The organism is Deltaproteobacteria bacterium, assembly GCA_011375175.1.
Classification (GTDB): Bacteria; Desulfobacterota; GWC2-55-46; order GWC2-55-46; family DRME01; genus DRME01.
Map to the genome: position 1 here is coordinate 1 of DRME01000057.1, position 13,759 is coordinate 13,759.

At 62.5% G+C, this 13,759-nt stretch carries 13 protein-coding genes; all 13 read left to right on the top strand.

Annotated features, from left to right (window positions below; all coding sequences use genetic code 11):
* Positions 1–224 precede the first annotated feature (224 nt).
* The 13 genes from ENJ37_04405 (at position 225) to ENJ37_04465 (ending at position 13,533) form a co-directional block, all read left to right on the top strand.
* Positions 225–2,150 carry a HEAT repeat domain-containing protein gene (locus tag ENJ37_04405; protein ID HHL39724.1) on the top strand — a complete coding sequence of 642 codons (1,926 nt, stop codon included), beginning with the start codon at positions 225–227 and terminating at the stop codon, positions 2,148–2,150.
* On the top strand, positions 2,147–3,010 hold the full coding sequence (locus tag ENJ37_04410; GenBank protein ID HHL39725.1) for a protein-glutamate O-methyltransferase CheR: 864 nt from the start codon (positions 2,147–2,149) through the stop codon (positions 3,008–3,010). The genes ENJ37_04405 and ENJ37_04410 overlap by 4 nt, the downstream gene beginning before the upstream one ends.
* Positions 3,011–3,019: 9 nt before the next feature.
* Positions 3,020–3,382 (top strand): response regulator, encoded by a 363-nt coding sequence (locus tag ENJ37_04415; protein ID HHL39726.1) that lies wholly within the window; start codon positions 3,020–3,022, stop codon positions 3,380–3,382.
* Positions 3,383–3,451: 69 nt separating this feature from the next.
* Positions 3,452–3,826 (top strand): chemotaxis protein CheY, encoded by a 375-nt coding sequence (cheY, locus tag ENJ37_04420; protein HHL39727.1) that lies wholly within the window; start codon positions 3,452–3,454, stop codon positions 3,824–3,826.
* A gap of 44 nt (positions 3,827–3,870) precedes the next feature.
* Positions 3,871–4,500, top strand: coding sequence for a hypothetical protein (locus ENJ37_04425; GenBank protein ID HHL39728.1), 630 nt, complete (start codon positions 3,871–3,873; stop codon positions 4,498–4,500).
* Positions 4,501–4,632: 132 nt separating this feature from the next.
* Positions 4,633–6,570: a chemotaxis protein CheA gene (locus tag ENJ37_04430; GenBank protein HHL39729.1), complete on the top strand. Its 1,938-nt coding sequence runs from the start codon at positions 4,633–4,635 to the stop codon at positions 6,568–6,570.
* Positions 6,571–6,606: 36 nt separating this feature from the next.
* Positions 6,607–7,686 (top strand): chemotaxis response regulator protein-glutamate methylesterase, encoded by a 1,080-nt coding sequence (locus ENJ37_04435; GenBank protein ID HHL39730.1) that lies wholly within the window; start codon positions 6,607–6,609, stop codon positions 7,684–7,686.
* 31 nt (positions 7,687–7,717) lie between these two features.
* On the top strand, positions 7,718–8,482 hold the full coding sequence (locus tag ENJ37_04440; protein HHL39731.1) for a flagellar motor protein: 765 nt from the start codon (positions 7,718–7,720) through the stop codon (positions 8,480–8,482).
* A gap of 25 nt (positions 8,483–8,507) precedes the next feature.
* Positions 8,508–9,245: a flagellar motor protein MotD gene (locus ENJ37_04445; GenBank protein HHL39732.1), complete on the top strand. Its 738-nt coding sequence runs from the start codon at positions 8,508–8,510 to the stop codon at positions 9,243–9,245.
* Between the two features lie 73 nt (positions 9,246–9,318).
* A complete protein-coding gene (locus ENJ37_04450) occupies positions 9,319–10,950 on the top strand; it encodes a methyl-accepting chemotaxis protein (protein ID HHL39733.1) in 1,632 nt (543 codons plus the stop codon).
* A 93-nt stretch (positions 10,951–11,043) separates the two neighbouring features.
* On the top strand, positions 11,044–12,072 hold the full coding sequence (locus ENJ37_04455) for a hypothetical protein (GenBank protein ID HHL39734.1): 1,029 nt from the start codon (positions 11,044–11,046) through the stop codon (positions 12,070–12,072).
* Between the two features lie 75 nt (positions 12,073–12,147).
* Positions 12,148–12,633 (top strand): chemotaxis protein CheW, encoded by a 486-nt coding sequence (locus ENJ37_04460; protein ID HHL39735.1) that lies wholly within the window; start codon positions 12,148–12,150, stop codon positions 12,631–12,633.
* A 48-nt stretch (positions 12,634–12,681) separates the two neighbouring features.
* Positions 12,682–13,533, top strand: coding sequence for an HDOD domain-containing protein (locus ENJ37_04465; GenBank protein ID HHL39736.1), 852 nt, complete (start codon positions 12,682–12,684; stop codon positions 13,531–13,533).
* The last annotated feature ends 226 nt before the right edge of the window (positions 13,534–13,759 follow it).

Here is a 13,759-nt window from a genome sequence, read left to right on the forward strand (position 1 = left end):
ACTCTGGGGGAAACTTTCTGTAGAAAGTTTCCCCCAGGCCCCCTTCAAAGACTTTTAATACGAGTTGGTTTCCCCCTGTTTTGCCAGGCAAAACAGGGGGAAACCAACTCGCGTTAAAAGTTTTTGGAGGGAGTCTGAGGGAACCTTTTTACAAAAAGGTTCCCTCAGCGCAATAAATCAGAGCTTTCCTAAAGGAATGGGGCTGGCTGGCCGATATTTTTAGTGTGGCGAGGATGGGTATGGACGAGTGCAGGCATATCAAGGTCAATTTCAAGAGCAGTGAGGCTGCCGACAGGCGGGAGGCCTGCATAAGGGCCTCTGAGCTCAAGTGTCGGGAGTGTGTGCCCGATCTTGTGGGGCTGCTGAGTGACGGGAACGCCGGGGTGAGGGAGGCGGCGCTGAACGCCCTCGTTTCCATCGGCGGTTCCGTCGTGGCCGAGGCCGTCTCTCCGCTTCTTCACAGCGAGGACGCCGCCCGGCGCAACATCGCCGGCGAGATACTTCAGCTCATAGGCGACGGCGCCGTTGAGACCCTCGAGGGGCTGCTTTCGGACCCCGACGACGACGTCGTCAAGCTGGCCGTGGACATACTATCCGCTCACGGGGGCGGACGGCGCACAGGCGCTGCGCTCAAAGAGATCATCGACCATCCCAATTCCAATGTGAGGGGCTCTGTTGCGCTCTGTCTCGGCAAGGTGCGTTGCGAGGGGGCCTACGACACGCTCATGAAGATGCTGGATGACGACGAGGAGTGGGTCCGTTTCAGCGCCGTGGAAGGGCTCGGACATCTTGGAGACGAGCGGGCCGTGGAGACTCTCGTAGAGGTCATAAGGGGTGAGGCCGGCATTGTCAGGGAGGCCGCCGTCGAGGCGGCGGCCTCCCTTGCGTCGGCGGGCAACGCATCGGACATCATCGTCGCCCTGGAAGAGATACTCCAGGGCGACGGCGTTTTGTCGGCCAAGGCCGTGGCGGATCTCCTCGAGAAGGCCGGTTGCGGCGAGGGGGCCTACACGCCGCCGCCCGGCTTTTCGCGGCGCGCCTTCGCCCTCTTCACAGAGGCCCTCGACGACCCCGACAAGGATATCCAGCGTGAGGGGCTGCGCGGGCTTGCGCTGCTCGGCGAGCCGGAAGGCGCAGCCAGGGTGATCGAATACGCCGAGGGCCTCAAGGAGATAGACGAAGACATGGAGGAGATGCTCGCCTCGGTGCTCGTCTCCATAGGAAAGCTGCCGGAAGTGAAGATCGACGAGCTCAGGCGTGCCGGCCGGAGTCTGAAGGTCCTGGTCAGGGCCATGGGCGAGATGAAGGACAAGAGGTACGAGTCGCTGCTCGACGAACTGATGGGCGAGCTCGGCAAGGAGGAAAAACGAGCCGTCGCCGAGGCCATAGCCGACATGGGCGCCGGCGAGTCCTTCGACGTGCTCGTCGAGTCGCTTCGAAGCGGCGACGGCCACGTGCGCGCCACGGCGGCCAGGGGGCTTGCGGGGAGTGCCGGAGAGGAGGCCGTGCCCTACCTCTTCGAAGCACTGCTTGAGGAGCCCTATACCGACGTGAGGGAGGCCATTGCCGACGCCCTCGGCTCCATCGGGTCGGAGGGGGTGCGCGAGGGCTTCGTCGCCCTCCTCTCCCATGACGACGCGAGATTGCGCGAGATGGGAGCGAGGGGACTCGGCGCTGCCGGCGACTGCTCGGTTGTCGGCGCTCTCGTCGGGGCGGCGGCCGACACGGACGCCCGCGTGACCAAGGCGGCGTACATATCGCTTGCCAGGCTTGCGTCGCCGGAGTCGTTCCAGGCCCTTGCCGCCGGCCTGGAGGGCGGCGACGAGGGAGTGAAGCTTGCGATCCTGCGCGAACTGGACGCGGCCGCCGCCGCACGCCTATCCGAATCCGTCAGGAAGCTCCTCGACGACCAGAGTCAATGGGTGAGATATCAGGCCGCCATGCTGCTCGGCGAGATGGAGGACCGTGAGAGCGAGGACCGCCTCATACGGTTGCTCGACGACGACGAGCCGCCCGTCAAGGTGGCCGCCGCCAAGGCCCTGCAGCGCCTCGGCTCGAAGAGGGCGCTCCCTGCTCTGCGCAGATTGGCCGAATACCCAGATATGCCGGTAAGCCGGGCCGCCCGCGAGGCGATCGACTCCATACGATGATCGACAGGACAGCCAGCCCCATAAAGAAGCCGAGACTGTCGCCGGAGACCTTCAGGCAGCTGCGCGACCTCATCAACAGCAAGTGCGGCATATTCTTCGGAGACAACAAGCGCTATCTGCTCGAATCGAGGCTTTCCCGGAGGCTCGAGGAGCGGGGGCTCAAGAGTTTCGAGGAATATTTCTATTTTCTCAACTACGACAAGCACAAGGACAGGGAACTCTCCATCCTGCTCAACTCGATAGTCACCAATGAGACGAGCTTTTTCCGTGACCCGGCGCAGCTTGAGGCCTTCGCCAAGGGGGTCGTTCCCCTGGCGCTGGAAAAGAAGAAGAACGGCTTCGACAGGACGCTGCGCGTGTGGAGCGCGGCGAGTTCCACCGGCGAGGAGCCCTATACGCTGGCCATGATGCTTATCGAGGCCGGATTGCAGAGGCGGGGGTGGAGGATAGAGGTGACGGGCAGCGACATAAGCGATAACGTCCTGGAGTCGGCCAAGCGCGGCATCTACGAAAAGTACTCCTTGCGGAACACGCCGGAGAATTACCTGAGGAAGTACTTCACCAACAGCGGCGACCACTACACGGTGAAACCCGACGTGCGCCAGGTCGTCAGATACAGGAAGATAAATCTCATGGACTCCGCGGCCATGAGGACGCTTCGCATGATCGACATCGTCTTCTGCCGCAACGTCCTCATATACTTCGACGACGCTTCGAAGAAGCAGGTCATCAGCAACTTATACGACAGCCTGGTGAGCGGAGGATACCTATTTCTCGGCTTCTCCGAATCACTGCACGGGCTCACGAGGCTCTTCAAGCCGGTGAGCTTCGACCGCTCCGTCGTGTACCAGAAGGTTTGAGGTAACGACATGGCTAAAAAGATCCTCATAGTGGATGATTGTGCGACGACGAGGAAACTTCTTTCATATATCGTGCGCGGCAGGGGGTATTCCATAGTGACGGCCGAGAACGGCATAGACGCCCTCGAAAAGATGGCGGCCGACAGCGTGGACCTCATCCTCACCGACCTGAACATGCCCCAGATGGACGGGCTGGAGCTGTCGAGAAACCTCAGGTGCGACGAGGCATACAGGGAGATCCCGATCATAATGATAACCACCGAGAGCGGAGAGTCGGACAGGGCCGTGGCCAGGGAAGCCGGCGTCACGTCGTACCTGGTCAAGCCCATCTCGCCGCAGAGACTTCTTTACGAGATAGAGAAGGTGATATGAGCGGGGTGGAAGCCGGAGAACACATACAGCCTGCCATGGAAGGAGGAGCCTGATATGGCCGACAAGAACATGAGGATACTTGTGGTGGACGACTTCTCGACCATGAGAAGGATTATCAAGAACCTTCTCAAGGAACTCGGCTTTACTAACGTCGACGAGGCCGACGACGGCACTACGGCGCTCTCGAAGCTCAAGGGCGGGGGCTTCCAGTTCGTCGTCACCGACTGGAACATGCCCAACATGAGCGGCATAGAGCTGCTGCGCGCCATACGGGCCGACGAAGAGCTCAAGCACATCCCGGTCCTGATGGTGACGGCCGAGGCCCAGAAGGACAATATCGTCGAGGCGGTGAAGGCCGGCGTGAGCAACTATATCGTCAAGCCCTTCACGGCCACGGCCCTGAAGGAGAGGATCGACATCATACTCGAGAAAGAGGGCAAGTAGTGATCACTGCGGCATCGCCGCGGCCTGGAGCGAAAGGGGGTGTCATGAGCGGGAGCGCTACGACGGCAAGAGGAGCCGACGCCATGGAAGAGAAGAACTGGGAAGAGATCGTTCACAAGCTCAAAAAGGAGATATCGGATCTCGCCGAGTACGTCGACAAGACTCGGCGCGGCGTGGACGACGTGGCCATGACCGTCAAGGTCGGCGCCGAGACGATCCCCGACACCTCCGACAGGATAAAGTCCGTCACCGACGGCCTCGAGGACGCGGCAAACCGCATAATGGGGATACTCGAGGGCGCCATGCGCGAGCAGGACAGGATACAGGGCCTGCTCGCCGTGCTCAAGGACTGGGCCGCTGCCCTGCCGGAGAAGGACGGCCGCGAGGGGCTGGGAATAATCGACGTCCTCGAGTCCATGACCGGCAAGACGAAAGAGAACATGATGGATATCTTCACGAGCCTCTCCTTCCACGACCTCTCGGGCCAGCAGCTCAGGAAGATAATGAAGAGCATAGCCGAGGTGGAGAGCAGGATACTGGCTCTGGGCCTCTCCTTCGGCATAGAGGTGGATAAGGACGAGGAGAAGGAAGACCTCCTGAACAAGCTCCAGGGCTCCTCGGAGTCGCTCGACCAGGACGTGGTCGACCGCATACTCAAGGAGCTTGGCGCCTGAGCACGGGCGGGAGCGTGGCGCTTCCCGCAGACGTATGCCGGAGAGAAGAGGTCTTTGCCGGCGCTTTCGGTTACCGTGAGAGCGGCGGCGTCCGCAAGGGGCGCCGGAAGGTTCGTACAGACGGGTGCAGCCATGTCAGACTTTGCCGATGAGATGCAGGACATAATAAACGACTTTATCGAGGAGTCCACCGAGGCCCTCGATACGCTCGACCGCAAATTCGTGGAGCTTGAGAAGAGCCCGGGAGACATGGAGCTGCTCAACGACATCTTCCGGTCGGTCCACACCATAAAGGGCGCCTCCGGCTTCCTCGGCTTCAACCAGATGGTCGAGGTCACGCACGTGGCCGAGGACATACTCAACAAGCTCAGAAAGGGCGAGATGGCCGTCGACGCCGAGATCATGGACGGCATACTCCAGGCCTTCGATCTCATAAAGGTCCTGCTCGACAATATAAGAAACGGCGTCGACAGGGAAGAGGAGATAGGCCCCACTGTGGAGCTCCTCAAGCGTCTCAACGAGCGGGGAGCGCAGGCCCGGAGCCAGGAGCCCTCCTCCGACTCGGCGCAAGGCAAGGGCGGGAAGGCGAAGAAGACGGCCGATTCGAGGAAGAAGGCCCCGAAGAAGAAGGCCGGCAAGAGTACCTCCGGCCGCGGCCGGGAAGAGAAGCCGCCTTCCCAGCGCGAGACCGGGGCGGAGGGCGCGCAGGAAGAGAAGGGCGGAGGGGAGGAGCTCCCCTCCGTAGACGAGATACGGGCCGAGCTCGCCGCGGCCGATGCGTCGAAGGCGCAAACCGGCGGCGACGAGCCGGTGCGGACCTCCGCAGCCTCTTCAGGTGCGGGCAATCCGCAGCCGGCAAAGCCCCCGGCGGCAAAGGAGCGGGAGCAGAGCATCAGGGTGGACATCGAACGGCTCGACAACGTCCTCAACCTCGCCGGAGAGCTGGTGCTCGCCCGCAACCGCTTCATGCGCCTGGGGTCGAAGATGACCGACTGGGGCGGCGAGCACGAGATGGTGGGCCAGATAGACGAGGCCATAGCGCAGCTCAATCTCGTGACCACCGACCTGCAGCTCGCCATCATGAAGATGAGGATGCAGCCCATAGCGCGGGTCTTCAACAAGTTCCCCCGCATGGTGCGCGACCTCTCACGCCAGACGGGAAAGCAGGTGGAGCTTGTCATAAGCGGCGAGGATACGGAGCTCGACAAGACGGTCATCGAGGAGATAGGCGATCCGCTGGTTCACCTCGTGCGCAACTCCATGGACCACGGTATCGAGGCGCCCGATGAGCGCGAGGCGGCCGGAAAGCCGAGGGCAGGGACGATAAGGCTCAGCGCCTACCAGGAGGGCCGCAACATAGTCGTCCTCGTCGAGGACGACGGCGCCGGCATAGACCCCGACAAGGTGAGGCGCAAGGCCTGCGAAAAGGGCCTGGTCACGGCCGAGGAGGCCGAGAAGATATCGGACAAGGAGGCCCTCAACTTCATCTTCGCCCCGGGCTTCTCCACGGCCAAGCAGGTGAGCGACATATCGGGACGCGGCGTGGGCATGGATGTCGTTAAGACGAACATCACCAAGATAAACGGCTCCATCTCCATAGAGTCCGAGGTCGGCAAGGGCACGAAGATATACTTCAGGCTCCCCCTGACGCTCGCCATAATCCAGGCCCTGACCATCGAAGCCGGCGGCGAGGTCTACGCGCTGCCCCTCTCCATCGTCGAGGAGAACATCCGGGTCATGCGCGACGAGATAAAGACCGTCGAGGGGAGGGCGGTGATAAAGATACGCGACAGGGTCCTTCCCATAGTGAGGCTCGTGGACATCGTCGGCGGCTGCGCGTCCGGGGACGAGTCGAACTGGATGTACGTGGTCGTCATAGCCGTGGGCGAAAGACGCTTCGGACTGCTCGTGGACAGGCTCCACGGCCAGGAAGAGATAGTCATGAAGAGCATGGGCGAGTATCTGAAGGGGACGGAAGGTGTGGCCGGCGCCTGCATCACCGGCGACGGAAACGTGGTCCTCATACTCGATGTGGGGAGCGCGCTGGGCGGAGCGATGGGCATTGCCTGAGGGTCCGGCGGAAAGCGGTTTCTGAAAGAGGGTGCGATGCGAAAGATAAGGGTCCTTACCGTTGACGACTCGGCGTTCATGCGCCGCGTCATAAGGCAGATGCTCGAGAGCGATCCCGAGATCGAGGTCGTCGGCGCGGCCAGGGACGGGATGGAGGGCGTGGAGATGGCCCTCGACCTCAAGCCCGACGTCATCACGATGGATATCGAGATGCCGAGGATGAACGGCCTCGACGCCACGTCGGCCATAATGGAGAAGTCGCCGCGGCCGATCATCATGCTCAGCTCGCTCACCTCCGAGGGGGCGAAGGCCACCTTCGACGCCCTCGACCGCGGGGCCGTCGACTACATCTCCAAGAACCTCGTGAGCTCGGCCCTCGACATAATGAAGGTAAAGGACGACCTCGTCGCCAAGATAAAGGCGGTCAGCAAGGTGAGTCCGTCCATAATAAGGCCGCGTCCGGCGGCTGAGAAGAGACCGGCGCGCGGTGTTTCTTCCTTCGAGGCGGCCGGACGCCAGGCCGTCCACAGGCGTTTCGTCTCACAGAAGATAGCCATGGTCGCCATCGGCGCCTCCACGGGCGGACCCAGGGCCATCCAGGAGATCATCCCCCGCATACCGGTGGACATACACTCGGCCTTCCTCGTGGCGGTCCACATGCCCAAGGCCTTTACCGGCGCCTTCGCCGAGAGGCTCAACGGTCTCGGCGAGCTGACGGTGAAGGAGGCCGAGGACGGCGAGGCCATAAGGAGCGGCCACGTCTACATATCGCCGGGCGGCCGCCAGACAAGGGCCGTGAAGAAGGGCGCCATCGACATGCGCATCGTCGTCAACGACGAGCCCGAGAGCGCCATCTACCGCCCTTCGGTGGACGTGATGATGACATCGGTGGCCGAGACCTATCCAGGCAGGTCCCTGGGCGTCATACTTACCGGCATGGGCCACGACGGGCTCGAGGGCATGAGGGCCATAAAGGAGAAGGGCGGCAAGACGCTCGTGCAGGACGAGAAGAGCTGCACGGTCTTCGGCATGCCCAAGGCGGTCATAGAGGCCGACCTCGCCGACAAGACGGCCGAGCTCGGAAAGATAGCCGCCGAGATAGTGAACATGCTGTGAGCCTCCGTGCCGCGGCTCGGTCGATTGAACAATGGACATACTCACCATAGTCGGTCTTGTCGGAGGCATCGGCGCCGTCGTCGTCGGCATGCTTCTCGAAGGCGGCCACCTGGGCTCCATCATACAGGCCACGGCAGCCATCATAGTCATCGGAGGCACCATAGGGGCCGTCCTCGTCAACTACCCGATGGCCACGGTGATCCTCGCCGTGAAGAATCTCAAGATGGCGCTCTTCAACCCGAAGGGCAATCCGTCGGAGACGATAGAGCTCATAAGCGAGTTCGCCGGCATAGCGCGAAAGGACGGACTGCTCGCCCTGGAGTCGAAGATAAAGGAGCTCGACGACCCCTTTCTCGTGAAGGGACTGCAACTCGTCGTCGACGGCACCGAGCCGAAGCTCACGCGCGAGATACTGGAGATAGACATGGCCTACACCGAGGAGTATAACACGGCCGCCGCCAAGGTCTACGAGTCGGCCGGCGGCTACGCTCCTACGGTCGGCATACTCGGCGCCGTGCTCGGCCTCATACACGTGATGGAGAACCTCGCCGACCCCTCCAAGCTCGGAGCGGGCATAGCAGTGGCCTTCGTGGCCACCGTCTACGGCGTGGGGTTCGCAAACCTCATATGCCTGCCCCTTGCGGGGAAGATAAAGTTCAAGGTGCGCGAGGAGACCATCGTAAAGGAGCTCATCGTCGAGGGGCTCATAGCGCTCTCGGAAGGCGAGAATCCAAGGCGCGTCAAGGAGAAGCTCAACGGCTTCCTGCGGGAGTCGCAGCGAAGCAGCGGGGAGTGAGCCCTACGGGCGATACAGAGGCGAGATGGGCAGAAAGAAGAAACACGAGGAGCACGAGAACCACGAGCGCTGGCTCGTCTCTTACGCCGACTTCATCACCCTGCTCTTCGCCTTCTTCACGAGCATGTACGCCATCTCGAGCGTCAACGAGGGCAAGTTCAGGGTCCTGAGCGAGTCGCTCAACATCGCATTCAATCCCTTCGAAAACTACACGCCCGCCGATCAGCAGCGGGGCACGAGGATCGTCACCGACCTGCGCTCCCAGGTTGCCAGCAAGTTCAAGCAGAGCTTCACCCGTGATTTCAAGCAGCTGAAGAACGCCCTCTCCAAGCTCGACAGGACGAGCAAGGTGCAGATCCGTCTCGACGACCGCGGCGTCATCGTGAGCATCTCGGCCACCGTGCTCTTCAGGCCGGGCAGCGCCGAGCTCGCCCCCGAGAGCTACGCCATGCTCGACGAGATCGCCAGGGCGCTCAAGGACATGACCGGCCATATAAGGATAGAGGGGCATACGGACAACATCCCCATAAACACCCCGGCCTATCCCTCCAACTGGGAGCTCTCGAGCGCAAGGGCCATAACGATACTTCGCTACTTCATCGACAGACACGGCTTCGACCCCAGGAAGCTCTCGGCCTCCGGCTACGGAGAGTTCAGGCCGCTCGTCTCCAACGATACGCCCTCGGGCAGGGCCCGGAACAGGCGTATCGACATCATACTCCTGAACAGCACCGGGCTGGCGGGAGAACCGAAGTCGTTGTGACTGCTGCCCCCCGCCGCGGGCCGTCAACGGGGCCTGCCCGCCGCGGGGATGTCCTTAACCAAGGAGGAGCACGATGGAAAGAAAAATATCCACAAGCGTGATGCTCGGCTTAATCATGGGCGTGTTCATAGTCATAATGCTGGCCACCGTGGCCTCGACCTTCTGGGTCGCCGCCAGCCAGGACTCGGACGGCAAGATACTCAACATCGCCGGCCGCCAGCGCATGCTGACGCAGAAGATGACCAAGGAGGCGCTGGCCATAGTGGAGGGTTCGAACAGCACCGAGGCGCTGCGCGCCACGGCGGAGCTCTTCGACAGATCGCTCAAGGCCCTCATCGACGGCGACGCCAAGATGGGTGTGCCGCCGGTCTCCGACGCGGAGCTCGCCGCCCAGCTCGACAAGGTCAAGGGCATGTGGGACGGCTTCAAGAAGAACATCGACAAGTTCTTGAGCGGGACGCACGACGCCGAGAGCGTTAAGTACCTGCTGGCAAACAACGTGCCGCTTCTCAAGGAGATGAACAAGGCCGTGGGCATGTATGAGCGGCTTCAGAAGCACAAGGTGACGAGGCTCAAGATAACGCTCATCGTCTTCCTCTGCATCTCGATTGCCGTCGCCGTGGCCGGCTGGCTGCTCGTCATGCGGGTCATAGCAAAGCCCATAGACAGCCTCGTGGAGATGGCCACCGGCATGTCGGGCGGCGACTTCACGGTCAGGGACGTCCACGTCCTTACGAACTACGAGATGGGCCTTCTCTCCGATTCGCTCAACAAGATGCGCGTCAACCTCAACGACATGCTAAGGCGCGTAAAGGACAATTCCGATCACCTCGCCTCGGCCTCCAACGAGCTCGCCTCCACGTCGGCCCAGATAGTGAAGGGCTCGGAGCACCAGTCCTCCCAGACCGACCAGATGGCCACGGCCATGGAGGAGATGAGCGCCACGGTAATCGAGGTGGCCAAGAACTCGCAGCTCGCCGCCGAGTCGGCCGCCGAGGCCCAGGAGATAGCCGTCAAGGGCGGTGACGTGGTCAACAAGGCCGTAAACGGCATGCTCGCAGTGGCCGAGACGGTCAACCGCAGCGCCTCCACCGTCGAGGCCCTCGGCAAGAGCTCCGACCAGATAGGCGCCATCGTGGCTGTCATAAACGACATAGCCGACCAGACGAACCTCCTGGCCCTCAACGCCGCCATCGAGGCCGCCCGGGCCGGCGAGCAGGGCCGCGGCTTCGCCGTCGTGGCCGACGAGGTGAGAAAGCTCGCCGAGAAGACCACGAAGGCGACCAAGGAGATCGCCGACATGATAAAGAGCATCCAGGACGACACGCGCGGCGCCATAACGTCGATGAACAAGGGCACCCAGCAGGTCGAGGAGGGCGTGCAGCTCGCTAACGACGCCGGCGAGGCCCTGCGCCAGATCGTCTCGAGCATACAGAACGTGACCGACCTCGTGCGCCAGATAGCCACGGCCGCCGAGGAACAGAGCGCCACGACCGACGAGATATCGTCGAACGTCTCGGCCGTGGCCGCCATCGCCAAGGAGACGACCAGCGGCGTGCACCAGATATCGGAGGCCTCGGAGTCGCTGAGGGTCGTCGCCGAGGAGCTGCGCGACATCGTCGACACCTTCAGGCTCGAGGGAGTGGAGTCGGTGGCCGTCGTCGAACACGGCGGGTACGAGCAGCCCAGGCGGCTTTCGGCCTGACGACGGAAGGGCTTGCCCACGGCCCCTCTTTTTTGTGATAGACTTGAGAGGAGAGTTTATGCCGCCCGCCGAGGGCGGAGGGGGGAGGCGGCCATGGGCGAGATGAGACTCGATCCGACGACCCAGACGTGGGTGCTCGTCGGCGAGGGAAGGGCGCGCGGCGGGAGGAGCTGTCCGCGGCACTGTCCCTTCTGTCCGGGCGGCGAGTCCCGCACCCCGGCAGAGCTCGACTCGGTGGGAGAGGGGGACTGGACGGCCCGCGTCATAAGCGACGCCTCGCCGGTCTTCCACCGCGACGTGGAGTACGGGCGCAGCGCCGTCGGATTCTTCGACAGGATGAACTCGAGGGGCGCGCACGAGATCGTCATCGAGTCCAGGGACCACGGCAAGACCATGGCCGCGCTGCGGCCCGACGAGGTCGGCGCGGCCCTGGAGCTTTACAGGCGGCGCACGGCGGTCCACAAGAAGGACAGGCGCATACGCTACGTCCTCATATTCAAGAACCAGGGACGCCGCGCTGGGTCGTACATAGAGCACGCACACTCCCACATACTGGGAAGTCCCGTCATCCCCGTGCGGCTCCAGCAGGAGCTGCGCTGGGCGAGGCGTCACTTCGAGAAGAAGGAGAGGTGCCTCTTCTGCGATGTCATGAAGGAGGAGCTCCGGCAGAAGGCGAGGATCGCGGCCTCGAACGACGCCTTCGTCGCCTTCTGCCCCTATGCGTCGCGCCGGCCCTTCGAGGTGTGGATATTCCCCCGCGACCACCGCTGCGACTTCGAGAACCACATGGCGGAGGACGGTGTGGCGCAACTCTTCGCGGACATGCTCCTCTCCATGGCGGGCGCCGTGGAGGCCGTAATACCCGACTACCAGATGGTCTTCCACAACAGCCCGAACAAGGACGCCCACTACCCGCCCATGAGCCGTTGGGAGACGCTGGCCTGGGACTTCCACTGGCACGTGGAGATACTGCCCGTGCCGGCGGGCTACGACGTCGTGCGCAAGGAAGAGGAGTTCTACATAAACCCCCTGCTCCCCGAGGACGTCGCCGCGGTGCTGCGCGGCGAGGCCGACGCCTCGCGGCTTCTCGGCGGGCGGGGGGAGCGGTCCTGCGGCGGCTGAAGGGCCCGCGGCGGCAGGGCCGTCTTAGAGGCCAAAATCTACGGGGGCGGCTACCCCCAGGCACGGAGGGACCTTATGGACGTGAAGAAAGACATGGATTCCAAGGAGGTCTTGCAGCTCGTCACCTTCAGGCTCGGCAACGAGGAGTTCTCGGTGGACATACTCAAGGTCCAGGAGATCATACGGCTCATGGAGCTCACCAGGGTGCCGCGTTCTCCCGACTTCGTCGAAGGCGTCATAAACCTCAGGGGAAAGGTCATTCCCGTGGTGGACCTTCGCAAGAGGTTCGGCCTTTCCGTGGGGGACGAGTCGAGCAACGAGACGAGGATAATCGTCGTCGAGGTGGGCAACAAGACCGTGGGCTTCAAGGTCGACGCCGTGAGCGAGGTGCTCAGGCTCCCGGCGGAGACGGTGGAGCCGCCGCCCTCGCTCGTGGCCGGCATAGGCTCGGAGTACATATACGGCGTCGGCAAGCTCCAGGACAGGCTGATAATCCTCCTCGACGTGGACCGGGTCCTCGGCGAGGACGAGAAGGCGGCGCTCGGCGAGATGGCCCTGTGAGCCAGACGGCGGTCTTTCCAATCGCCGCGTCATCGAGGCATATCCGTCATGGATGAGCAGGTTAGAGCGCGACTGGACGAAGTGATACTGAAGGCCTGTGACCTGCCCGTGCTGCCAGCCACCGCGCAGCAGGTCCTGCTGCTCATGCAGGACCCCGACGTCTCCATCGAGAAGGTGAAGAAGGTCATAGGCTCCGATCCCGGTCTCACGGCGCGCATACTCAAGATATCGAACTCGTCGTTCTACGGCGGCGGCAGGGACATAGGCAACCTGACGCAGGCGCTCATGCGCCTGGGGCTCTCCACGGTGCGCAGCATCATGCTCGCCGCCTCGATGAAGCACGTCTACAAGCGTTTCGGACTCACCGAGAAACTGCTCTGGGAGGACTCGGTGGGCTCGGCCGTGGCATCGAGGGTCATAGCCGCGGCTTCGGGCTTCGGCGGCGTGGAGGACGCATTCGTGGGGGGACTGCTCCACAACGTGGGCATGGTCATCCTGAACAACGAGTACCCCGACGTATTCGTCGAGCTGATGGCCAGGGTCTACAACGAGGGCCTCGAGTTCGAGGAGGTCGAGCTCGACACCTTCGGATTCACCCACTACGAGGTGGGGGCCCTGGTGGTGAGGAAGTGGGGCTTCCCCAGGAATGTCCAGATGCTTCTGGCCTGGTTCGGCGACGAGGAAAAGCTCTCGGACGAGCCCGAGCTCGCGGCCATGGCGAGGATAATAGCCCTGGCCGACAAGTTCTGCCACAAGCTCGCCGTCGGCTGGCGCAGACAGCTCCCCGGAAAACCGGACCTCTCCATGGAACTCTCGGCACTGGAGATCGACGAAGAGAAGGCAGAAGAACTGGCCGCCCACATAGAGGAGGCCATAAGGGAAGAGGTCGCCCTGTGCTGACCACCCCCTTTCTCAAGGGGCGCAGCCGGATGGACTCAAGAGAAAACCCCTTCCAACCGATCTGTAATGTAAGGGAAGCTCCGATTGATTACCCTGGGGGAAACTTTCTGTAGAAAGTTTCCCCCAGACCCCCTTCAAAGACTTTCAATACGAGTTGGTTTCCCCCTGTTTTGCCTGGCAAAACAGGGGGAAACCAACTCGCATTAAAAGTTTTTGGAGGGAGTCT

Excerpts from the sequence above, each read along its gene's own strand:
- ENJ37_04410 (HHL39725.1), top strand. The coding sequence starts at position 2,147 with ATGATCGACAGGACAGCCAGCCCCATAAAGAAGCCGAGACTGTCGCCG.
- ENJ37_04415 (HHL39726.1), top strand. The coding sequence starts at position 3,020 with ATGGCTAAAAAGATCCTCATAGTGGATGATTGTGCGACGACGAGGAAA.
- cheY (HHL39727.1), top strand. The coding sequence starts at position 3,452 with ATGAGGATACTTGTGGTGGACGACTTCTCGACCATGAGAAGGATTATC.
- ENJ37_04425 (HHL39728.1), top strand. The coding sequence starts at position 3,871 with ATGAGCGGGAGCGCTACGACGGCAAGAGGAGCCGACGCCATGGAAGAG.
- ENJ37_04430 (HHL39729.1), top strand. The coding sequence starts at position 4,633 with ATGTCAGACTTTGCCGATGAGATGCAGGACATAATAAACGACTTTATC.
- ENJ37_04435 (HHL39730.1), top strand. The coding sequence starts at position 6,607 with ATGCGAAAGATAAGGGTCCTTACCGTTGACGACTCGGCGTTCATGCGC.
- ENJ37_04440 (HHL39731.1), top strand. The coding sequence starts at position 7,718 with ATGGACATACTCACCATAGTCGGTCTTGTCGGAGGCATCGGCGCCGTC.
- ENJ37_04445 (HHL39732.1), top strand. The coding sequence starts at position 8,508 with ATGGGCAGAAAGAAGAAACACGAGGAGCACGAGAACCACGAGCGCTGG.
- ENJ37_04450 (HHL39733.1), top strand. The coding sequence starts at position 9,319 with ATGGAAAGAAAAATATCCACAAGCGTGATGCTCGGCTTAATCATGGGC.
- ENJ37_04455 (HHL39734.1), top strand. The coding sequence starts at position 11,044 with ATGGGCGAGATGAGACTCGATCCGACGACCCAGACGTGGGTGCTCGTC.
- ENJ37_04460 (HHL39735.1), top strand. The coding sequence starts at position 12,148 with ATGGACGTGAAGAAAGACATGGATTCCAAGGAGGTCTTGCAGCTCGTC.
- ENJ37_04465 (HHL39736.1), top strand. The coding sequence starts at position 12,682 with ATGGATGAGCAGGTTAGAGCGCGACTGGACGAAGTGATACTGAAGGCC.